At 56.4% G+C, this 21161-nt stretch carries 23 protein-coding genes; 11 read left to right on the top strand and 12 right to left on the bottom strand.

Annotated features, from left to right (window positions below):
- Positions 1-32: 32 nt before the first annotated feature.
- Positions 33-908, top strand: coding sequence for a lysophospholipid acyltransferase family protein (locus ACG74X_RS13530; protein ID WP_411235473.1), 876 nt, complete (start codon positions 33-35; stop codon positions 906-908).
- Here ACG74X_RS13530 and ACG74X_RS13525 read toward each other — a convergent pair.
- Positions 905-1780 (bottom strand): 3-hydroxybutyryl-CoA dehydrogenase, encoded by an 876-nt coding sequence (locus tag ACG74X_RS13525; RefSeq protein ID WP_411235472.1) that lies wholly within the window; start codon positions 1778-1780, stop codon positions 905-907. The two genes, ACG74X_RS13530 and ACG74X_RS13525, sit on opposite strands and share 4 nt — an antisense overlap.
- Before the next feature lie 148 nt (positions 1781-1928).
- Here ACG74X_RS13525 and ACG74X_RS13520 point away from each other — a divergent pair, with 148 nt between their 5' ends.
- Positions 1929-2744 carry a DUF6473 family protein gene (locus ACG74X_RS13520; protein WP_411235471.1) on the top strand — a complete coding sequence of 272 codons (816 nt, stop codon included), beginning with the start codon at positions 1929-1931 and terminating at the stop codon, positions 2742-2744.
- A gap of 52 nt (positions 2745-2796) precedes the next feature.
- On the opposite strand, the gene ACG74X_RS13515 is transcribed toward ACG74X_RS13520, so the two are convergent.
- From ACG74X_RS13515 to ACG74X_RS13495, 5 genes are all read right to left on the bottom strand, one after another.
- A complete protein-coding gene (locus ACG74X_RS13515) occupies positions 2797-3726 on the bottom strand; it encodes an electron transfer flavoprotein subunit alpha/FixB family protein (protein ID WP_411235470.1) in 930 nt (309 codons plus the stop codon).
- Positions 3727-4485: an electron transfer flavoprotein subunit beta/FixA family protein gene (locus ACG74X_RS13510; protein ID WP_411235469.1), complete on the bottom strand. Its 759-nt coding sequence runs from the start codon at positions 4483-4485 to the stop codon at positions 3727-3729.
- Between the two features lie 170 nt (positions 4486-4655).
- Positions 4656-5771 (bottom strand): M48 family metallopeptidase, encoded by a 1116-nt coding sequence (locus tag ACG74X_RS13505; protein ID WP_411235468.1) that lies wholly within the window; start codon positions 5769-5771, stop codon positions 4656-4658.
- Positions 5768-7027: a DUF898 family protein gene (locus ACG74X_RS13500; RefSeq protein ID WP_411235467.1), complete on the bottom strand. Its 1260-nt coding sequence runs from the start codon at positions 7025-7027 to the stop codon at positions 5768-5770. Before ACG74X_RS13500 ends, ACG74X_RS13505 begins: the two co-directional genes overlap by 4 nt.
- The gene (locus ACG74X_RS13495) at positions 6948-9257 is read right to left on the bottom strand and encodes a DNA topoisomerase IV subunit A (protein WP_411235466.1); all 2310 of its coding nucleotides are present in this window, start codon (positions 9255-9257) and stop codon (positions 6948-6950) included. The genes ACG74X_RS13500 and ACG74X_RS13495 overlap by 80 nt, the downstream gene beginning before the upstream one ends.
- Positions 9258-9391: 134 nt before the next feature.
- Between ACG74X_RS13495 and ACG74X_RS13490 the strand changes: the two genes are divergently transcribed.
- The 4 genes from ACG74X_RS13490 to ACG74X_RS13475 all read left to right on the top strand — a co-directional run bounded on the left by ACG74X_RS13490 (position 9392) and on the right by ACG74X_RS13475 (position 11620).
- The gene (locus ACG74X_RS13490; RefSeq protein ID WP_411235465.1) at positions 9392-9943 is read left to right on the top strand and encodes an SH3 domain-containing protein; all 552 of its coding nucleotides are present in this window, start codon (positions 9392-9394) and stop codon (positions 9941-9943) included.
- Position 9944: 1 nt separating this feature from the next.
- Complete coding sequence (locus ACG74X_RS13485; protein WP_411235464.1) at positions 9945-10772, top strand: SDR family NAD(P)-dependent oxidoreductase; 828 nt, start codon at positions 9945-9947, stop codon at positions 10770-10772.
- Between the two features lie 71 nt (positions 10773-10843).
- Entirely contained in the window at positions 10844-11044 is a 201-nt protein-coding gene (locus ACG74X_RS13480; RefSeq protein WP_411235463.1) for a twin transmembrane helix small protein, read from the top strand.
- A gap of 3 nt (positions 11045-11047) precedes the next feature.
- Positions 11048-11620 (top strand): cob(I)yrinic acid a,c-diamide adenosyltransferase, encoded by a 573-nt coding sequence (locus ACG74X_RS13475; RefSeq protein WP_411235462.1) that lies wholly within the window; start codon positions 11048-11050, stop codon positions 11618-11620.
- Positions 11621-11695: 75 nt separating this feature from the next.
- Here the strand turns inward: ACG74X_RS13475 and ACG74X_RS13470 are convergent, their stop codons facing one another.
- Together ACG74X_RS13470 and ACG74X_RS13465 are read right to left on the bottom strand one after the other, a co-directional pair.
- A complete protein-coding gene (locus ACG74X_RS13470) occupies positions 11696-12016 on the bottom strand; it encodes a DUF1244 domain-containing protein (protein WP_411235460.1) in 321 nt (106 codons plus the stop codon).
- Positions 12017-12025: 9 nt separating this feature from the next.
- Entirely contained in the window at positions 12026-12763 is a 738-nt protein-coding gene (locus ACG74X_RS13465; RefSeq protein WP_411235459.1) for an N-formylglutamate amidohydrolase, read from the bottom strand.
- A gap of 222 nt (positions 12764-12985) precedes the next feature.
- On the opposite strand from ACG74X_RS13465, the gene pyk reads away from it, so the two are divergent.
- The 4 genes from pyk to rplT all read left to right on the top strand — a co-directional run bounded on the left by pyk (position 12986) and on the right by rplT (position 15401).
- A complete protein-coding gene (gene pyk, locus ACG74X_RS13460) occupies positions 12986-14431 on the top strand; it encodes a pyruvate kinase (protein ID WP_411235458.1) in 1446 nt (481 codons plus the stop codon).
- A 35-nt stretch (positions 14432-14466) separates the two neighbouring features.
- Positions 14467-14688, top strand: a complete 222-nt coding sequence (locus ACG74X_RS13455; RefSeq protein ID WP_411235457.1) for a hypothetical protein — start codon at positions 14467-14469, stop codon at positions 14686-14688.
- Positions 14689-14822: 134 nt separating this feature from the next.
- Complete coding sequence (gene rpmI / locus ACG74X_RS13450; RefSeq protein ID WP_411235455.1) at positions 14823-15023, top strand: 50S ribosomal protein L35; 201 nt, start codon at positions 14823-14825, stop codon at positions 15021-15023.
- 12 nt (positions 15024-15035) lie between these two features.
- Positions 15036-15401, top strand: a complete 366-nt coding sequence (gene rplT / locus ACG74X_RS13445; protein WP_411235453.1) for a 50S ribosomal protein L20 — start codon at positions 15036-15038, stop codon at positions 15399-15401.
- A gap of 146 nt (positions 15402-15547) precedes the next feature.
- On the opposite strand, the gene ACG74X_RS13440 is transcribed toward rplT, so the two are convergent.
- Positions 15548-19066 (bottom strand): S8 family serine peptidase, encoded by a 3519-nt coding sequence (locus tag ACG74X_RS13440; RefSeq protein ID WP_411235451.1) that lies wholly within the window; start codon positions 19064-19066, stop codon positions 15548-15550.
- A 79-nt stretch (positions 19067-19145) separates the two neighbouring features.
- Positions 19146-19535: a hypothetical protein gene (locus ACG74X_RS13435; protein ID WP_411235449.1), complete on the bottom strand. Its 390-nt coding sequence runs from the start codon at positions 19533-19535 to the stop codon at positions 19146-19148.
- A gap of 26 nt (positions 19536-19561) precedes the next feature.
- Between ACG74X_RS13435 and ACG74X_RS13430 the strand changes: the two genes are divergently transcribed.
- Positions 19562-19981, top strand: a complete 420-nt coding sequence (locus ACG74X_RS13430) for a BLUF domain-containing protein (protein ID WP_411235448.1) — start codon at positions 19562-19564, stop codon at positions 19979-19981.
- Between the two features lie 75 nt (positions 19982-20056).
- Here ACG74X_RS13430 and ACG74X_RS13425 read toward each other — a convergent pair whose 3' ends face one another.
- The gene (locus ACG74X_RS13425) at positions 20057-20302 is read right to left on the bottom strand and encodes a hypothetical protein (RefSeq protein WP_411235447.1); all 246 of its coding nucleotides are present in this window, start codon (positions 20300-20302) and stop codon (positions 20057-20059) included.
- Positions 20303-20332: 30 nt separating this feature from the next.
- Positions 20333-21160, bottom strand: coding sequence for an OmpA family protein (locus ACG74X_RS13420; protein ID WP_411235446.1), 828 nt, complete (start codon positions 21158-21160; stop codon positions 20333-20335).
- Position 21161: the final 1 nt, after the last annotated feature.

Raw genomic sequence — 21161 nt, 5'->3', positions numbered from 1 at the left:
ATGCAACCGGAAACAGGACGGCACACGGCCCTATGGTTGAAAGCTTCCAGCACACCAGCACTGACGCCCAGCCCGCGACCGCTGAACCGTATGACAAACGGAAGCTGAGCTACGCGAATACCTTTACCAATCCCTGGAAGGCCAACACGATCCGCGCCATGGAGTGGGTCAGTGGCAAACTGCCTCTGATCTATCTAGTGCGCAAATTTGAACGTATGGGGCCTGCCGAAGGGCAGGCTTTTTGGGGTCAGGCGTTGGGGTTGATGAAAATCCGATTGCAGACGCCGCCAGAGCAGATCGCACGAATTCCCAAAGAGGGCCCGGTGATTATTGTTGCAAACCACCCGCACGGATTGGTGGATGGGATGATACTGGCCGAGCTGATTGGTCGTGTGCGCACAGATTACAAGATCCTAACGCGGTCGCTGCTGACCGGAGTGAGCGAGATCGAGGAGTTCATGATCCCGGTGCCGTTTCCCCATGAGGAAGACGCGCGTGAGCAGAGCCTTGAAATGCGTAGCCGTGCGATGAGCCATCTTAAGGCGGGCGGGGTGATTGTGCTGTTTCCGTCAGGCGTTGTGGCGTCCAGTGACAGTTTGTTTGGCCCGGCCATTGAACGCACTTGGAACCCGTTTACTGCCAATTTGATCCAGCGCTCTGGCGCAACTGTGGTTCCGATCTTTTTTCCCGGTCAGAATTCCCGTGCTTATCAGATCGCGAACCGTATATCGGCGACACTGCGTCAGGGGCTTTTGATTCACGAGGTCATTCACGCCTGTGGGAAACCGCAAAAGCCGGTGGTCGGAGAGCCGGTTCCTGACGAAATGATCAAAGACTATGCGGGCAAGGGGCGTGAATTTGTGGCGGCTTTGCGCGAGATCACCCTGTCGCTTGGCGGAAAACCCTAGCGGGTTGGCACGGGTGTTTCGCCGCGATAATCGTAAAATCCGCGCTGTGTTTTTCGGCCAAGCCAGCCTGCTTCCACGTATTTTGTCAAAAGAGGGCAGGGCCGATATTTTGTGTCGGCCAATCCATCGTGCAACACGTTCATGATGGCCAGACATGTGTCCAAGCCGATGAAATCAGCCAGTTCCAGCGGCCCCATCGGATGGTTCGCGCCAAGTTTCATGGATTGGTCGATAGAGTTGACGTTTCCTACACCCTCATACAGCGTATACACCGCCTCGTTGATCATCGGCATCAGGATGCGGTTCACGATAAAGGCGGGGAAATCTTCTGCGGAGGCGGCGGTTTTTCCCAGCTTTTCAACAACGCCCAAACAGGTGTCATAGGTTTCTTTGTCCGTCGCGATGCCCCGGATCAGTTCGACCAGCTGCATGACAGGAACCGGGTTCATAAAGTGGAAACCCATGAATTTCTCGGGCCGATCCGTGCGGCTTGCCAAGCGTGTGATCGAGATCGACGAGGTGTTGGATGTCAGGATGGTGTTATCGGCCAGATGCGGCAGCAGGGCGTCAAAGATCTTTTGCTTGGTTGTTTCTTCTTCGGTGGCGGCCTCGATCACCAGATCCGTTTTGGCCACGCGCTGCAGATCCTGTGACATCACGATCCGGGCCATGGCCTGATCGCGGGCGTCCTGGGTGATCTTTTCGCGGCTGACCTGACGGTCCATGTTGCGTTCGATCAGGTCCATGGCGCGTTTAAGCGCATCCTCACTGATGTCATTCAGCACCACGTCATAGCCTGCCAAAGCCATAACATGGGCAATCCCGTTGCCCATTTGGCCGGCACCAACAACTCCAACTGACGTGATCGCCATCGACATGCTCCGTTCGGTTCGGCGCAACAATGACCTGCAGGGCGTTGGGCTGCAAGGCGGATCGGAGCGCTGCGTCGAATTTTAGCTTTAGCATTTTGAGAACCGAATCAGCGGACAAAGGAAGGCGGGTGAAAAGGAGGGTGGGGATATGCATATTTCCTCAATAGGCGATCGGTCGATCGACTATGCGCCATGTCGGTATAACGGGTCTCGGTTGTGGTTCAGGGGGCCAAGGAAGGCCTTGCGCGGGCCGTATGTTGCCTGTCTTGGCGGCTGTGAAATGTACGGCCGCTATGTGGCAGAGCCGCTATCAGATGTGCTTGATGCGCGCGTCGGGCCAAGCGTTGTGAACCTTGGCGTCGAAAACGCCGGCGTTGATGCTTATCTCAATGATCCGGGGGCACTGTGCACCGCCGCCAGTGCGGCAATAACAGTGCTGCAGCTGTCCGGGTGTCACAATACCTCGAACCGGTACTATTCGGTGCATCCGCGGCGAAATGACCGGTTTTTGAAAGCCTCGCCGGACCTGACGACATTGTATCCCGAAATGGATTTTACCGAAGTTCACTTTACGCGGCATATGCTGACCCGGCTGCAAGAAATCTGTCCGGCCCGATATGACAAGATTATCGCGGAAGCCCGACGCGCGTGGCATGCGCGCATTGTGTCGTTGATCCGTCAATTGAATGGAAAGAAGATCTTGTTGTGGTTTGCCCCGCAAGACCTGACCGATACGATCCGGTCGGCAGATCATGTGGACCCATTTCTGTCGCGAACATTGGTCCACGATCTTCACACGCTTGCGGATGGTTTGGTCGAAGTTGTGCCCGAGCGCTGGGCCTTGGCGGAAACAGATGGCGACATCTGCGAATTGGAGGCGGCCCGGATGGAACGGCTACCTGGCCCGCAAGCCCATCAGACTGCTGCTGACGCCTTGGCGAACAGGATAAAATCGCTGCTTTGAAAGGAAAACGGCGCACCGAAAGGCGCGCCGTACATCCATATTATATCCAAGGTTAACCCAATTTTTCGGTCAATTCCGGGACCGCGTCAAACAAGTCGGCCACAAGACCATAGTCGGCGACCTGAAAGATAGGGGCTTCTTCGTCTTTGTTGATGGCGACAATGATCTTGCTGTCTTTCATGCCCGCAAGGTGCTGAATGGCACCAGAGATACCGACAGCAATGTAAAGATCGGGGGCGACCACTTTGCCGGTTTGGCCAACCTGCCAATCGTTCGGGGCGAAACCGGAATCGACTGCAGCGCGCGATGCGCCAACGGCGGCCCCCAACGTGTCGGCCAGTTTTTCGATCATGGCAAAATCGTCTTCGGACCCAACACCACGGCCACCAGAGACAACCACGCCCGCAGATGTCAGTTCAGGACGATCACTTTCAGCAACCTTGTCCTCGACCCATTCGCTAAGGCCCGGATTTTCGCCGGTTGAAACGGCTTCGACAGACGCGGTCCCGCCGGTCGCTGCGGCATCGAATGTGGAGGTCCGGAATGAAATCACCTTTGTCGCATCCGAGGATTTGACCGTCTGGATCGCGTTGCCCGCGTAGATCGGGCGCTCGAACGTGTCCGCGTCCACAACGGCCGTGACATCGGTCAGCACCATAACATCCAGCAACGCCGCAACGCGGGGCAGGATGTTTTTGGCATCTGTTGTCGCGGGTGCCACGATATGTGTGTACTCGCCCGCCATCGACGCGATCAGCGCAGAGACCGGTTCGGCCAGCCGGTGGCCATAAAGATCATCCTCGGCCAGCAACACCTTTGACACACCCTCGATCGTCGCTGCTTCGTCAGCGGCAGCCTTTGCAGTTGCGCCTGCGGCAAGAACGACAACGTCGCCCAATGATTTTGCGGCGGTCACGGTCTTTGCAGTGGCGTCCATGGCCAGCGCGCCATCGGTGATTTCTGCAATCAGAAGTACAGCCATTTACACAGCCCCCGCTTCTTTGAGTTTCTCGACCAGTTCATCGACAGAGCCGACCTTGATGCCCGCCGCGCGTTCTTCCGGCTCGGAGGTTTTTACGATTTCCAGACGCGGTGTGGTATCGACGCCGTAATCTGCAGCAGTCTTTTCATCCATCGGCTTTTTCTTGGCCTTCATGATATTGGGCAGCGACGCGTAGCGCGGCTCATTGAGGCGCAGATCGGTCGAGATAATGGTCGGCATCTTGACCTTGACGGTCTGCAACCCGCCATCCACTTCGCGGGTCACGACGGCATGGTCGCCGTCGATATCGACATTGTTGGCATACATCGCCTGAGACCAGCCCAAAAGCGCCGACAGCATCTGGCCGGTGGCGTTCAAATCGTTGTCGATGGCCTGCTTGCCGCACAGAACCAGACCCGGTTCTTCTTCTTTGACGATAGCGGCAAGGATTTTGGCCACGGCCAAAGGTTCGATATCGGTGTGGACGTCATCGGCGGCAACCACGAGGATGGCGCGGTCGGCACCCATGGCGAGTGCTGTGCGCAGGGTTTCCTGGCTTTGTTTCACCCCGATGGACACAGCGACGATTTCGTCGGCTTTGCCTGCTTCCTTGAGGCGGATCGCCTCTTCTACAGCGATTTCATCAAACGGGTTCATCGACATTTTGACATTGGCGAGATCAACACCGGAACCGTCCGCTTTGACACGAACTTTCACGTTGTAGTCGATCACGCGTTTGACAGGCACCAAAACCTTCATATGCGCGTTCCTCTCCTGAATGCGTCGCTGAAAAAACGACTCAAAATTTCATACACATCGCAAAGGTGATACCGAACAGCTGCGGTTTGAAACAGCACAAAATCGTCGCGTTAGCGCCAACGGACGTCGCGTATTCCGGAATTTCCGATCCTTTCGGAAACCCGGCGGGATCAGTCGCAAATGGATTGCAGCGCTTGCCATTCATCTGCCGTCAGGACCGGCGTTGACACAAATTCGGAGGGGGTTGCATCGCGTGCAGCTTGGATGCGGTCTCCTAGTGCCGGGTGGCTGAGGAAATGAGAGAGGAACGGGGTCGCCTCTTTGCCAATTTCGCGGAACCGTTCAAACATCGCGGCAAGAGCCGATGGCGCAATTCCGGCATTGATCAGGACCTCATGAGCAAAAATATCTGCTCTGGATTCAGCCTCCTGGCTGTAATTTGCTTCGATCAGGCGTTCCGCGATCAACAGAACCACGGCCCCACCGGCAAAGTCGCCGAACAACAGACCCAGGACGCCCAACGATCCTGCGGATCGCAACGCATGGCGGGTTGGATCGCGGCTGACCACGTGGCCGATTTCATGTGCAAAAACAGCAGCCAGCTCTTCCGGAGTTTGGGCGTTGTCGATCAGTCCTTTGAAAAACACCACATTGTTGCCGGGCAGGGCGAAGGCGTTGATCATCTTGTGATTGAGGACCGACACTGTGATGTCATGCCGTTCTGGCAGAGCGGCCTGCAAGCGTGTTTCGATCTTGTCGAGCGCGGCCTGACCTGCGGGCTTGTCGCAAAATGGCACTGGGGGAAATCCGCTTTGAACCAGCGCCTTTCGAATTTGGTTCAGGGTCACTTCCCCCAACGCCTGTTCGCCCTCGGGGGGAATGAACCGTGCCAGTTGATTGGCCATGGTCGGAACAAGGACAAAGATGATCAGCGCCACGGACGCCACTGCTGCAAGGGCCCAGCCGAAAAGTTTGCCGCGCGGCGCGGGTTTCACGGTTTTGGTGCGGTTTGGCAGATGAGGCAGCAAGGAGCGGTCGGTCAAGACAAGCCGCTGCACCGGGTCTGTTGTGCGGCGCAGGATTACAAGATCATTGCCCGCCTGATCGGCGATATCGCGCAGATCGGACAAAGGCCACGATAGGTTGCTGTCGTCTTCGAACACAGCGACAAGGCACTGATCGTCAGTGTCAATGTAGACCGTGACGGTCTGAGGCCGTGCAGCATCGCCTGCAAAATAGGTGGCATTTGACCGGGACTGTTCTGACGGATGCGCGGGTTTGGTCATAATGATGCCCCCACATCCAGCGCCTCGGCAAAACCCTCTGCCTCTTCGAATTCATCGCGCGGACGCTGGCGGATCAGGTCAATCTGCGTGGCGGGGCACAGTGTTAGCGATCCAAAGTAATGCCGAATGATCGGCAGCGTCACAAATGCATTTGTCAATGCGGACCACAGCACGAAGACAAGAAAATACATCATCACGCTTAGCGTCAGCGTGGTGATCCGACCAAACTGCTGAGAAAGGATGATCAGGTTTTCCAAGCCCATCAGTTCAAGCGCTGTTGCCGACTGCAACATCAGGACAAGCGTCGTGAAAAACACAAACGGGATAAAGACACTCACCAGCGCCAAAAGCGTGCCGAGGACATAGATCACCATGACGCGGAAGGGATCAGGGTTCAGGCCAAGTGCCACTCCGTTCACCGTTTTCGTTTCGGTCAGCAAACGCAGCGTTTCGACCCGGTAGTGAACCAATCCGTAAATTGCGAAGAAACTGGCAATGATGGCCAGTCCGGCACCAACAGCGATGCGATCCATGACGATCACAGCGGCACTGATGCCCCCCAACAGAACCGCCGCCGCCATCGGTTTAAGCGCCGGATAGAGCATCTTCCAGTCACCGCCTTGATGCATCCGCGCAGAGCCGAAAAACGTGCGGTCGGTTTTGTATTTTTCCAGCCAGAAGGTCATTCTGGGCCATAACAAACCCAAGCTAAGCAAGGTGATCAGCCAGTGCACAACGGCACGTCCCGCATAGCCCCAGGCACCTGGTTCAAGACCAAAGCGCAATCCCCGCCAGCGGGTGCGTGCCAGGATGTACCGCCGGGCCCGGTATTTCGCAAAAAACCAAAGCGGGATGACCCCGATCAGACTGGCCAGATAGGCGGCAAAGTTGCCCTGAAACAGCGAAAAGCTGGCAAACATCAGGATCAGGTTCACCACCCCGATGTAAAAGGCGAGGATGACAACGGCAAAAAGGAAACCAAGCAGCTTTTCAAACGGATCACCGACATATTCCAACGGATGACCGCCTGGCCGGATCGAAGACCAGAACCAGCGACGCAGGCGGGTTTTCATCCAGAACCGGTAAATCCCGAGTGTCAGAACCGTCAGAACGCCTGTCTTGAACGTAAGCCAAAACAGTGGACCCCGCCCGCCAGCGGTGTCGGTCGTCAGTGTATCAAGTGAAGGTGTTGTCGCGTGGGAACCCGCGGGGGGCCATGCGACCCGAGCTTGCGCGCTTTCCGGTCCACTCGGCAAGCTCTGTCTCGGTTCTGGTGCGCCCTGCCGGGTCGCGCCAGGAGAGGCCTTCTCCCAGGGTGAAGGTGGTCGCATCCGACAAGCCCCCGTCCTTGTACTTTTGCAGCCGCACGCCCTTGCCGCGCCCCATTTCAGGTAGTTCGTCAAGTGCGAAGACCAGCACTTTCCGATTTTCGCCGACCACGGCAACGGCGTCACCTGTTACCGGTTTGCACAGTTTTGCGCGCACATCACCCTTGACGTTGAGCACCTGCTTGCCCGCACGCGTCTGCGCAATCACGTCGGCTTCGGGAACGACAAACCCGTCGCCTGCGCTGGAGGCGACCAGCAGTTTGCGGTCCGGGTGGTGGATAAACAGGTCCACAATCGCCGCCTCGTTCGGCAGGTCCACCATCAGGCGCACCGGCTCCCCCATGCCGCGCCCGCCCGGCAGGTTTGCCGCGCTGAGCGTGTAAAACCGTCCGTTGCTGCCAAACACCAAAAGCCGGTCCGTTGTTTCCGCGTGAAAAACAAACCTGGGACCATCCCCATCCTTGAATTTGAGTTCACGGGTCAGATCAATGTGACCGGTCATGGCCCGAATCCAGCCCATTTGCGAACAAACCACGGTAATGGGTTCGCGATCAATCATGGCCTCGATGGGCACATCTTCGACATCGGTTGCTTCGGCAAATTGGGTGCGTCTTGCGCCGCCTGCGTAATCTTTACCAAAGGTCTTTTTGACGTCTCTGAGTTGTTCAGCAATTGCCGTCCACTGCAGCTCGCCACTGTCCAACAGATCTTCCAGCCCGGCGCGTTCTTCCATCAGGCGGTCGCGTTCGGCGACCAGTTCCATTTCTTCAAGCTTGCGCAGCGACCGCAGGCGCATGTTGAGGATGGCCTCGGTCTGAACCTCGGTCAGGCCCAACTCTCCGCCGGTGGTTGGAGGTGATACATAATCCGCCTCGTCCATCGCGCGGACGTGGTCCTTGCCCCAATCCTCGCGCATCAGGGCGGCCTTGGGATCGTTGTCGTAACGGATAATGTCAATCACGCGGTCGAGGTTCAGGAAGGCGACAATCAGGCCTTCCAAGACCTCTAGACGGTGGTCGATCTTGTCCATCCGGTGCTGGCTGCGCCGGATCAGCACCTCCCGCCGGAAATCAAGGAACGCGCGCAACACCTCTTTCATCGAGCAGACCTTGGGTGTCAGCCCGTCGATAAGGACGTTCATATTCAACGAGAACCGCGTTTCCAGATCGGAATTGCGGAACAGCATGTTCATCAACACGTCTGGATTCACGTTCTTCGAACGCGGCTCTAGCACCATGCGGATGTCATCTGCGGATTCATCGCGGATATCCGCAAGGATCGGCACTTTTTTGGTCTGGATCAGCTCGGCCAGCCGTTCCACCAGTTTGGATTTTTGCACCTGGTACGGAATCTCGGTGACGACGATCTGCCACTGGCCCCGTCCCAGGTCTTCGATCTGCCATTTGCAGCGCAACCGCATAGAGCCGCGTCCGGTGCGGTAGGCTTGTGCGATGGAGTCGCGTGGTTCCACGATGACACCACCTGTCGGGAAATCGGGGCCGGGAACGTATTGCAACAGCGTGTCGTCCCGCGCATCGGGCGTTTTGATCAGGTGAAGACATGCATCAATCAATTCCGCAATATTATGCGGAGGAATATTGGTGGCCATGCCGACGGCAATGCCGGATGACCCGTTCGCCAGAAGATTGGGAAACTGAGCCGGAAGAACGGTCGGCTCTTCCAACGTGCCGTCGTAATTTTCACGAAAATCAACGGCGTTTTCGTTCAAACCGTCAAGCAATGCTTCGGCGACGCTGGTCAGGCGGGCTTCGGTGTAGCGGGCGGCGGCAGGGTTATCGCCGTCGATATTGCCAAAATTGCCCTGCCCATCAACCAGCGGGTAGCGCACCGCGAAATCCTGGGCCAATCGCGCCATCGCGTCATAAATCGCGGCATCCCCATGCGGGTGATAATTGCCCATGACGTCGCCACTGATCTTTGCCGATTTTCTGAAACCGCCAGTGGAACTTAGCCGCAATTCGCGCATTGCATACAGGATACGACGATGCACCGGCTTTAGCCCGTCGCGCGCATCTGGCAGGGCGCGGTGCATAATCGTTGACAACGCATAGGTCAGATACCGCTCGCCAATCGCGCGGCGCAGGGGTTCTGCAACATCCCTTGGGGGTATCTTGGGTGCATCAACGTCATCAGCCATGCATGATGTGATAGACAGCCCCTCTGAGGCCGTAAAGCAATTGCGGGAAAATTTTTCTGCTTTTCCCTTCGGCATGCTTTAAGAATCGCAGTATCAAGGAACCTCGGCGCGATAGGTTCGCCCCGGGGGGATTGATGAACAAATATATTCTTGTTGCTTTTGCCGTGATGGGCGTTGGCTTTTACGAATTGTCTGGCGGTGCCGATTTTGAACCGGGGCCCAATTCGGTTGTTGTGTTTGCTGTGCCCGACCCCGCAGAGCCGCAACCGATCGAGGTGGCGCGTGCGAATATCCAGCCAACTGAACTGACCGGACTTGCAGCGGCTCCTGCAGCAGAGGATGGTACGGAAGGTCTTTCTGGTGTGTCTTTGACAACCGCCACCTTGGCCCCGTCCGATAGCGCCGCCCCGGCAGAGGATGTGCAGGTCGCGGCTGTGGTGTCTGAAGCTGTAGAGCAAGATCCCGTGCCTGAACCGAACGCGGCCCCCGATCTTCGGTTTGTGGATGGTGATCGTGTCAACATGCGCGGAGGGCCGGGCACGGAATTTGCGGTTGTGGGCCGATTGTTGCGCAACGATATGGTCGAAGTCATCAAAGACGATGGCAACGGCTGGCTGCATCTGCGCGTCACGGCCACCGGAGAAGAGGGCTGGATGGCGGACTGGCTGGTGTCGGCGTCAAACTGATATGACACACAAAACCATTCTGATCACCGGCTGTTCAAGCGGTATCGGCCTTGACGCGGCCCGCAGGCTAAAAGCGCTGGGGTGGACGGTTTTTGCCGCTTGCCGTGCAGCCGCCGATTGCACCGCGCGCGAGGCCGAAGGGTTTGTATCGCCGCAACTGGATTACGCGGACCCGGCCAGCCTTGCCGCCTGTGCGGCGGACGTGCTTGCGCAGACGGAGCGCAGATTGGATGCCGTCTTTCACAACGGCGCCTACGCGCTGCCCGGACCGCTTGAGGATATCCCTGCCGAGGGGATGCGTGCGCAGTTTGAGGCTAATTTTCTTGGCTGGCACGACCTGAATCGGCATCTGATCCCGGCGATGCGGGAGGCCGGTCGTGGGCGTATTTTGTTCAACTCATCCGTGCTTGGACTTGTCGGCATGAAATATCGTGGTGCCTATGTCGCGACGAAGTTTGCGCTTGAGGGCTATGCAGACGTTCTGCGGATGGAGATGACGGGCACCGGAATCGACGTCATTTTGATCGAGCCGGGGCCGATTGAAACCGCGTTCCGCAAAAACGCGATCAAACAATTCGAACGTTGGGTGGATTGGAAAGCATCGGCGCGCCGTGCACAGTATGAAACCAGCCTGCTGGACCAGCTGCACAAAGGTGGCAGCTCCAAGGTGCAGTGGCCGGCCTCTGATGTGACCAAAGTGGTCGTCAAAGCGTTGACGGCGAACAGGCCGCGGGCGCGCTATGGGGTGACATCGCCAACCCATGCCATGGCTGTCGCGCGGCGGGTCTTGCCGACGCGCGCCTTGGACTGGGTTTTGTCAAAAGGCTGACTTTTCATTCGCCTTCTGGGCAGGTACGGCTACATGCCCGTGAACATCGAACCGCAAAGGGCTGCACTGCTATGATGAATGATCCGCTTTTTATCGTCGCTGCGATTGCCTGTCTGGCGGTTGTCGGAATTCTGCTTTTTGGCATCGGGAGCTTTGCCAAAGGCGGTGAATTCAACAAGAAACATGCCAACAAGGCGATGCGATGGCGGATCATTGCACAGTTTGTCGCTGTGCTGCTGATCCTGCTTTATGTCTGGATTCGGGGAGAATAAGCGATGGTTGTCCTTAACAAAATTTACACCAAAACTGGCGATGCTGGCGAGACGGCGCTGGGCAACGGGGCGCGTGTGGCAAAACATTCCATGCGTGTTACAGCTTACGGCACAACGGATGAACTGAACGCGATCGTGGGATTGGCGCGTCTTCAGGCCGACGGGGACATGGACACCCAATTGTCACTGATCCAGAATGATCTTTTTGATCTTGGTGCCGATCTGTGTCGTCCCGATATGGAAAAGGACGCCGACGCGGAATATCCGCCATTGCGTATGGTGACAGAGCAGGTTGATCGGCTTGAGACAGAAATCGACTCAATGAACGCTCGGCTGGAGCCGCTGCGCAGTTTTATTCTGCCGGGGGGATCGGCGTTGTCTGCCTATCTGCACCAGTGCCGGACGGTTGCCCGACGTGCAGAGCGTTTGACGGTTGAACTGGCCACAATGGAAACCGTCAACCCGGCGGCTGTCAAATATCTGAACCGCCTAAGCGACTGGTTCTTTGTTGCGGCGCGGATTGCCAATGATGATGGCAAAGCGGATGTGCTTTGGGTGCCTGGCGCAAACCGCTAAAAGCCCTTTAACAGCCCTTCCGAAAGGCGCTGTTCAGGCCCGATGCGACGGGCCTGAACCTTTTGGCGTTTCATGTCACTTACCGTCTTTGTCGGTGACATTCTCTTTGAAAGACACATCAAACGCGGCCTTTTGTTCGGGGCTGGCCTCTGTCTGGTATTTGGCTTTCCATTCTTCAAACGGCATCCCGTAGAACGCCTCGCGCGCCTGGCCCTTGTCCATCTCGATGCCGCGTTCATTTGCGGCTTCCTGATACCAGCGGCTAAGGCAATTCCGACAGAATCCCGCCAGGTTCATCAGGTCGATGTTTTGCGCGTCCGGGCGATCCACCAGCATATGGTGCCGCAAGCGACGAAAGGCGGCAGCTTCGATTTCAAGTTGCGTCTGTTTGTCCATGAGAGGCTCCTATTGTGCAGTCTGTTCTAGCGCAGCAGCCAAGAGCGGGGCCAGTCTTTCGCCCCATGCGGTCTGCGTGGCGTGGGTTTCAATCAGATCGTTGCGCAGTTCGATAAGTGTGTTGAGACGGCCGTGATGCAAGGCATGACGGTCAATCGCATCGCCCGGCAGATGGCCGGGATAGGGTTGATTGCGCCCGACCACCAAATCCGGCTCTTTTTCGAGGGCGGCAATAAACGGATCGGACAGCCGCGCGTCATAGGCATGCAGCACGCCAATATGCCACGGACGGCTGGGGCGGGATTTCAGCTGTCGTGTATAGGAATGCACTGCGACAATAACCGTATCGTCCTGCCGTGCAGCCAGCTTTTCCAGTGCTGCATGGTAGGGGCGGTAATAGGCGTTCAGGCGGCGCTCTTTTTCGGCGGCATCGGCGGCGCGATTGCCGGGAATCACAGACCCGTCATAAAGGCGCATGAGCAGCGTTGGGTCGTCTTCGCTCCGGTTCGGGTCGATGACCAGACGTGAAAAATTCGACAGGATTGCCGGCGCCCCCAACGCATCGGCCAAGGCCCGAGTGACGCCAGCGGCCCCCGGATCAAATGCGATATGCCGCATCATGTCCGCATCCGGCAGCCCGAGCGTGCCGCCGAGATCGGGTGGAACGGTGTTTGTTGCGTGATCACAGGTGATCAGCCAGCGCGAGGACCGGTTCTCTCCGTGAAGGGTATAGGGTTGATATGTCATCGGTATGTGATCTCCCGGGCGCATCTGATAGTTGAGTTGCGCAAGAAAGGGAATTGCGCAATAAGCCGTGAAAGACGTTAGCGGTAACATCGGCTGTCATATATTCGGCGGCTCTATAAATGCGATGCCCAAACGGATAAACGGTGTGAACGAGGCGGCAGGGTAGATTGCCGATTTGTGACGGGCACACCCTGAGGGACAAGAATGAAGGACGGACACTGAATGAGACGTTTGCGGAGTGTAAAAATCGTGGCCACGCTTGGTCCGGCATCCAACACCTACGAGATGATCCGAGCGCTTTATGAAGCAGGTGCGGACGTGTTCCGCCTTAACATGAGCCATGGCACTCAGGATGACATTGCAGAGCGGCACGCGATGATCCGTCAGGTGGAAAAGGATCTTGACACCACGATTGGTATTCTTGCTGACCTTCAGGGTCCGAAACTTCGGGTTGGTGTGTTCGCCAATGACGAAGAAGAGCTTGAGGAGGGCGCGTCCTTCCGATTTGACCTGGCGGATGAGCCCGGAACCAAAAGCCGGGTCACATTGCCCCATCCCGAGATTTTTGCAGCGCTTGAAGAAGGTGCCCATCTGCTGGTCAACGATGGCAAAATCCGTCTTAAGGTTGATCGCTGCGGTACGGATTTTGCCGATTGCACCGTGATTGCCGGAGGAACAATTTCCGACAGAAAAGGTGTGAATGTCCCGGATGTGGTTCTGCCACTGGCGGCGCTTTCGGACAAAGACCGCGATGATCTGCAATTTGTGTGCGGTCTTGGGGTGGATTGGGTCGCGCTGAGCTTTGTGCAGCGGGCAAAGGACGTTTGGGAGGCACAAGAACTGATTGATGGTCGGGCCGCAGTGCTGTCGAAAATCGAAAAACCGGCGGGTGTTCGGCATTTTGATGAAATCCTGGACGCTTCGGACGGCATCATGGTGGCACGCGGTGATCTGGGCGTTGAATTGCCCGTGCAGAATGTTCCTCCAATTCAAAAGCGCCTGATCCGTCGGTGCCGGGCTGCGGCCAAGCCTGTTATCGTGGCGACGCAGATGCTGGAATCGATGATTGAAAGCCCCATGCCGACACGCGCAGAGGTGTCTGACGTTGCCACGGCAATCTACGAAGGGTCGGATGCGATCATGCTGTCGGCTGAATCCGCAGCGGGTGATTATCCGGTCGAAGCTGTCACAACGATGAACAACGTCGCCATAGAGGTCGAAAGCGATCCGACCTATACCGAGATCATCGAAGCCTCGCGCACGGCAAAGCGTCAGACCGTGGCGGACGGCATTGTCGCCGCCGCCCGCGAGATTGCGGAAACCACAGATATCAAAGCGATCTGCTGTTATACGTCTTCCGGCACAACCGCCTATCTGACAGCGCGCGAACGTCCACGCGTTCCCATCATCGCCATGACCAGTTCGCTTAACACCGCACGACGGCTGGCGCTGACCTGGGGAACGGAATGTGTGATCACTGAAGAGCTGGAACGCTTTAAGCAGGCGGTCGTGAACGCCGCGCGCGCTGCGCGGACGGGCGGGTATGCCGATGAAAACAATCAGATCCTGGTCACCGCCGGTTTGCCCTTTAACACGCCGGGCACAACCAATATTTTACGCGTCGCCCCATGCGATGAAAGTTTGATCTACAACACCGATCCAGAGTAACGTTTGGTTAGTTTAACCAAAATGGATTGTTTTCGATGGAGTCAGACACCCTTTTCGTGATTGGCCTTGGCCTTGGCGTGTTGTCGATCCCCGCCATTGTTTCGGCCATTTCGAACGGTCAACGCCCGCGGATTGCGACCATCACCCTTATGATCGCCGGCGGCATGGTGGTATATGCCATGTCCAACAAACCCGGCGGCTACACGCTTGATCAAATTCCATCAATTGTCGCCCGTGTGGTGAACTCTTTTACGTGATCTGACATTGTTCTTGCGCTGCAAAGCACTTGCATCGCGCCCCAAGCCCGCCTATACGGCGCGCTCTACCCGCGTGGCCGGTCAAAGTGGCATACCGAGTCGCGCGTTTACCGACTTACAGACAGGAGACGGAAATGCCGAAGATGAAGACGAAATCGAGCTGCAAAAAGCGGTTCAAGGTGACGGCCACAGGCCGGATCAAGGCCGGACAGGCGGGCAAACGCCACGGTATGATCAAACGCACCAACAAGTTCATCCGCGATGCGCGCGGAACCACCACGCTGTCAAAGGCTGATGAGCAGATCATCAAGCCAATGATGCCCTACGCGCGCTAAGGAGGAATTGATATGCCCCGTACCAAAGGCGGAACCACAACACACGCCCGTCACAAGAAGGTCATCAAGGCGGCCAAAGGCTATTACGGTCGTCGCAAGAATACCTTCAAAGTCGCCCGTCAGGCGGTTGACAAGGCCAACCAATACGCAACCCGCGACCGCAAGAACCGCAAGCGCAATTTCCGCGCCCTGTGGATTCAGCGGATCAACGCGGCTGTGCGCGCACATGACGAGGCGCTGACATATTCGCGCTTTATCAATGGCCTCACCCTGGCCGGGATCGAAGTGGACCGGAAGGTCCTTGCTGATCTGGCCGTCCATGAACCAGACGCGTTCAACGCGATTGTGGATCAGGCCAAAGGCGCGCTCGCGGCCTAAGCCGGTCAAACCACGGAAATTTGTGAAAGCCCTGCCAGATCGGCGGGGCTTTGGCGTTTTTGGGAACGCCATTCCCGAGGTGATTGCAGTGACGCAACAAGATGGCTGGCGCAGGCGGCCACCTGTGTTTTAACGCGCCGGATACGTCACATCATCAAATCGATGTCCGTCATGTCTGATTGACCGACAACCCGGGCCGGGGCTGCAGGGGCCGTCGCGACGTCGATGACGTAGACACCTGCATCTGACGTGCTGCTATAGGCTTCGGCACCAACATAGACGCGGCCTGATACATCGGCGGTGTAAACGATCAAAGCGTTCAGGTCTCCGCCACTGTCATCGTCAAAGGTAAGGAACGTGCCCGCGGCGTCGAACAAGCTTAGAAACGGATCGCTCAGCGCAGTGTTTGTCGCCCCGTCCATCGCAATGAAATAGGTGGTTCCCTGTTCGACATCCAGAATGTGCAAGTCGACATCGCCCGGCATGTCGATCACATCGGTTATGGCGGATCCCGCTTGCAGGAAGGACGTGGTTGTCAGGTCGGCGGGGGTGTCACTTGTCTCGGGAGAGTCAACGGACAGAGCGATTTCGTATGTTCCTGCATCGGTCTGAAGATCGAACGCTTCGGCAGAAATAAAGACCCGGCCATTCGATCCGGCTGTGTAGGTCAAGGCAGAGTTCAAACCGCCACCGCTATCATCGTCAAAGGTGATCAGGTTGCCGTCACCATCGAATAAAACGAGATACGGATCACGGATTGGAGACGCGCCCGCGCTGCTAAGGGTGAAAGTGTAGGTCGCGCCGGCTGTTACATTGACCGCGTACCAATCGGCGTCGCCAGCCTGCTCCAATTCGCCTGGAATGGATTGATTGGCAGCCAGAACTGATGTCGAGGAGGTATCGCCGGGAACATCCTGATTGGTCTGTGAGGCCACGAAAGACGCAAGCGTGTATGCACCGGTCGCGGACCCGCCATAGCCATCTGCGGCGAGGAAGATCGTGTGGTCCGTGAACGCGTTGTAGACGATGAGCGAATTCAACCCGCTGCCGCCATCGTCATCTGACCCGATCAGTTGACCCGAGGAATCATATAACGCCAGCAGCGGGTCGCGCAGCCCGCCTTGTCCTGACGCGCCATCCAGGGAAAACTCGTAAGTCGTGTTGGCCTGAACATCGACGCGAAACCAGTCTTCGTCGCCCGCGAGTTCCAGACTGCCAGTGACAGAGCCGCCATTGGCCTGAAGCTGGCCTTGTGTTGCGACGTTATTGCCAAAATCGTCAGTGATTGCTGCAGCTTGCGCGCTTTCCAGTGTGTATGTGCCTGTCATCGTCGCCGAATAGGCTTCGGCTGATATGAAGAATACATCGGTGCGGTTCGCCGTGAATTCCAACCGCGCATTCAATCCTGAACCGCCATCATCGTCACCCGCAACAAGAGCCCCCGACGCGTCATGCAGGAACAGCATCGGATCAGACAAAGTACCTCCGTCAAGCTCGAACACGTATCGTTGTCCGGCAATCAGGTTCACGGCAAACCAATCGCGATCCGCGCCGAATTCAAGCTCTCCGGACAGGGATTGGCCGATCGTCAGGGCCGCGGCGGTGTTTGGGGTGTCTCCTGCGGCATCCTGTGGTCCGCCAAGTCGCGTTGCTCCTATTTCATAGGTTCCACGACCAGAGCCATAGCCGCTTGCCACCAAATAATGAGGCCCTTCTGTCGTGACTGTGTATTCAAGCAGCGCATTCAGCCCGGCCCCACCATCATCGTTATTGGTGATGTAGCCGCCTGATCCCGACATCAATGCAAGAACCGGATCACCAAGTGTGCCACTGTTGGTTGCTGCACCGTTCAGGGTGAATTGATATGTGCCAGGCGACAGATCAATGCGGAAATAGTCCAGATCCCCATTGAAATCTATCTCACTGTTTGCGGTCGCGCCAACAGACAGCACGGCATTTGTCGCTGTCGAATCCGGGATGGTATCCTCGTCGCTTGGTGGTGGCGGTGGTGGAGTGGGTCCGGTGTTATCTCTCAAGGACAGAATGGCTTCACCGAATGCCAACATATCCACGCGTTGATACTCGACCCCGGTGTTTACAACCCGGTCATCCGGAGATTCATCGTCGCGGAACGTATCCGCCGACTGGGACAAAAGCGTCGTAATTTCATCGGCGGTCAGCAAACGGCCCAATTCCTGCGTCGCAAGCTGTTGCGCGAGGGCGACCATCCCAGCCACTTGCGGTGCGGCCATGCTTGTGCCTGATTTGGTCCCGGTTCCGCCACCTGGAACGGCTGCGATGATTTCGGCACCGGGGGCAAAGATCGTCGGGATGTCGTTCGAACGCTGCGAGAATGATGCGATATCATCTCCTGTCTGAAGTGTTCCGCCAACAGCGCCAACAGAAATCGTGTTGGGGTCAGCTGATAAGTACGAAACACCTTCGACCTGATAATCAATATAGCCATTGCCGGCGGCTGCGATGGTCACAATCCCGAATTGGTCTTGCAGCACACGCAGCTCGTCACCATAGATCGGATGCGTTTCAAGGCGATTGACATTGACGTCGACACCCAGCGACATGTTGACGGCCACAATGTTGAAAGCTTGCGCGTTTTCGACAACCCATTGCAGGCTGGCTTCGATGCTTTGCGATGACCCGCTGCCGGTATTGTCCAACGCTTGCAACGCGACGATATTTACAGCTGGGGCAACGCCGACATACCCGCTGGCGGATGATCCAACGATCGAGGACACATGTGATCCGTGGCTTTGAATGTCGTCTGCCGTTCCGTCGCCTTCACCACTGAAATCGCGGGCATAGGTAATGCGGTCGGCCACCCCGTTTCCGTCAAGATCCGGTCCGAATGCAGGGTGGTTGAGGTCGATTCCGGTATCGATGACAACGACCGTGACGCCCTGACCATCAATTCCGGAAAATCGGGAATCCGCACGAAACCCCGTCAGGTCGAGCACATCTTCGGCGCGGGCAGAAGATTTGGCCTCACTGGACCGATCTGCCGTGTCTGTTACAAACTCTGAAATCGGCCCTTGATCTGCGATGGTTACCTTGTCATCCGGATAGCCATTGTCGACGACACCATTGTCCGCTCCAGATTTGTCGTCAAACGCAGTTGCGAAAAAAGAGTTTGTCTGCGTTTGGGCCAAGACAATGGTTGCGTCATTGTCAGTGACAACATCCAAAATCGAACTTGCAGATGCCGCAGCCGCAGCGGTGTAGGTGAAATCGCCAAAATTGTTTGCTTGATCCTCCCAATAGATGCTGGCGGCCACCTTGTTTTGAACGACGGAAAAATCGGGGTCTGTGGTTGCGCCAGCGATGATTTCTTCGATCATCTGACCCGTATTCACAGCGCCGCTGGTTAGGGCCGACGTCCAGAAGGTTAGACCTGCGTCGTCAGGGTCACGGTTGAACAGGTTTTGATATATGGATGTGATAAACGCTTCGGGGGTCGAACTATCGGGATTGGCAAAATAGGGATACAGTGCGCGAGTTTCGACCTGATCGGCAAAGAAATTGGCGATGTCCAGTGTCGATACGCCGCGTTCATAGGCGTCGATCCAAAATTCAAATCCGGCTGGATCAGGGGCGCGGTTGTAATATCCAACATAATAACGGGCGATAATTTCCTGGCTGGTCAACATCCCAATAGTCCTTCCGTTTACAGGTCTGCTGGGATCGATTGTGCAAGAACATCACATGAATACTTGAAGCGGACGACGTTCAGTCGCTTGAAAAGGCACAAATCAACGTAATCCCCACGGCAGCTCTCGAAATCGTGAGCCGATTTTTCACGTAATTCAAGATTTTTTTGGATCTGATTTTTTCGTATAAACCGATATTTAGAATGCGTTTTTTGGCAAAAGAAATCGTGCGGAATACGATGCCACGGACGCTTTTTTCAATTGGCTGGAACATCTTTCGGATGAACAGCCCCAAAATGGCCTTGCTGGCTTTCGATGCGGTATCCAGACGCAGATATAACGAAAAATGCGTGGATTGAGACAGGGAACAAGCCCGCGCATCTGCAGAAAGGACCCATGATCCTGTATATTCTGTGGATAAGTCTACTAAATCTTGACGTTTTTGTGCATCTTCAAAATACTCGGGCAAACCTAGTAGAAGTGAGCTGAGTCGCTATGAACCTGACCCGATTGGTATATTACAGCCAGCGTAACCCCTCGGAAAAACTTGATACACAGGATCTGATCGCGACCTGCCGGCGGAACAACCAGCGCCTGAATTTGACGGGAATGTTGCACTATAACGGAGACCACTTTCTTCAGGTCATCGAAGGAGGGCGCGTCGAAGTGTCTGCGTTGTATCATGCCATCGCGCGTGATCCGCGCCATGCCAACATCATTCTGTTGTCCTGCAACGATGTCCGGGAACGGGTCTTTCCTGATTGGTCCATGGGGTTGCATCAAGGCATGACAGAAAAAACGCGCAGCATCTTCCTGCGGTATTTCGCAACCGATAACCTGAATCCCGAAAGCGTGAATGTCGACAGCTTGCTTGATGTGTTGCAGGATCTGTCAGTCGAGCTGGGCAACGCCTGATATTCCGGCGTTGGACAATAGCATACAAACTCAGACAAAAATCGGTGGAATAAGCGGGGCAATGTCCACGCTTATTTAATCAAATCTGACATATTCGGCGTGTCTGGCTCTGCGACGCAAGCGCTCTGTTTCCTGGTTGGCCCGTGTCAGCCGGGCGTCAGCGCGATTGGCGTGGCGCTTCAGCCGTGCGAGTTCCGTACTGAATATGCGTTCCTGATAGCCCAGTTCGTTTTCGAAATGCCGACGTGACATCCAATAGGCCAGTCCCGCTGTCACTAGAGCCGTGCATAAAACCACGGTGACGAATACCAGAATGGACATGATTTCCCCCTAAATCCTGCGATGACACGTTTAGTTTTGGCCTTGGGCCTTTAGCTGGACGTTGAATTCGACACGCCGGTCGGCATCTTCGTCTGCGTCCCCTTCGCTCAGGGGGGCACGCGATCCGAACCCGACAGCGCGAAAGTTGGTCGTGTCGTACCCTTCGTCGCGCAACCAGGCGATGGTATTGTCGGCGCGGCTCCAGCTGATCTGCATGTTGCGGGTATCGTCGCCCGACGCATCGGTATGGCCTTCCACGACAATCGTGGCGTCCGGGCAATACTGCGCTGCTATGGCAAGGATTGCGACATTATCCATAACAGGTCCGGATGGCTGCACAGCCCCGACCGGGAACATCACACGCAAATCAGCGGCCAGGGATTTAAGTTCGCTGACGCAAACCGGCACGGGTGCGGTTGGCTGGGTCTGTGCCGGGATCAGATTTGCCAAACGCTCGGTTTCGGCCTGCTGCATCTGCAATTCGGCCAAGCGGGTTTCCACCGCTTGCAGTTTATCTTCGGCCCGTGTTGCCGCGGCTTCCAATTGGTTGCGTCGTGTCTCGGCCAGTTCCAGCATCTCTGCATTGGCCTCTATGATGGACGGGTCCGTTTGAACGATGCCATTTGATGCAAGCCCGGGCGCATTTATCGCGCCGCCGGTCGGTTCATGCAAAAACGCCCATGCCGCGACCGTCACACCAGCGCCGATGATCACGGCAGACCCCGTGATAAGCGCAACCAGCTTTTTTCGCCCAAACGTGGCCGGCGTATAGCTGGCTCTGGCAAGGCTTACGCCTGCGCTTCGCAAGGCTTTGGTGGTCGGATTGACAGAGCGGTTGGAGCGTCCCTTGGCGGTCATG

Source organism: Marivita sp. S0852 (assembly GCF_046591575.1).
Lineage (GTDB): Bacteria > Pseudomonadota > Alphaproteobacteria > Rhodobacterales > Rhodobacteraceae > Marivita.
The sequence above is the reverse complement of the archived record's forward strand: the minus strand, read 5'-3'. Positions and strand labels throughout refer to the sequence as shown.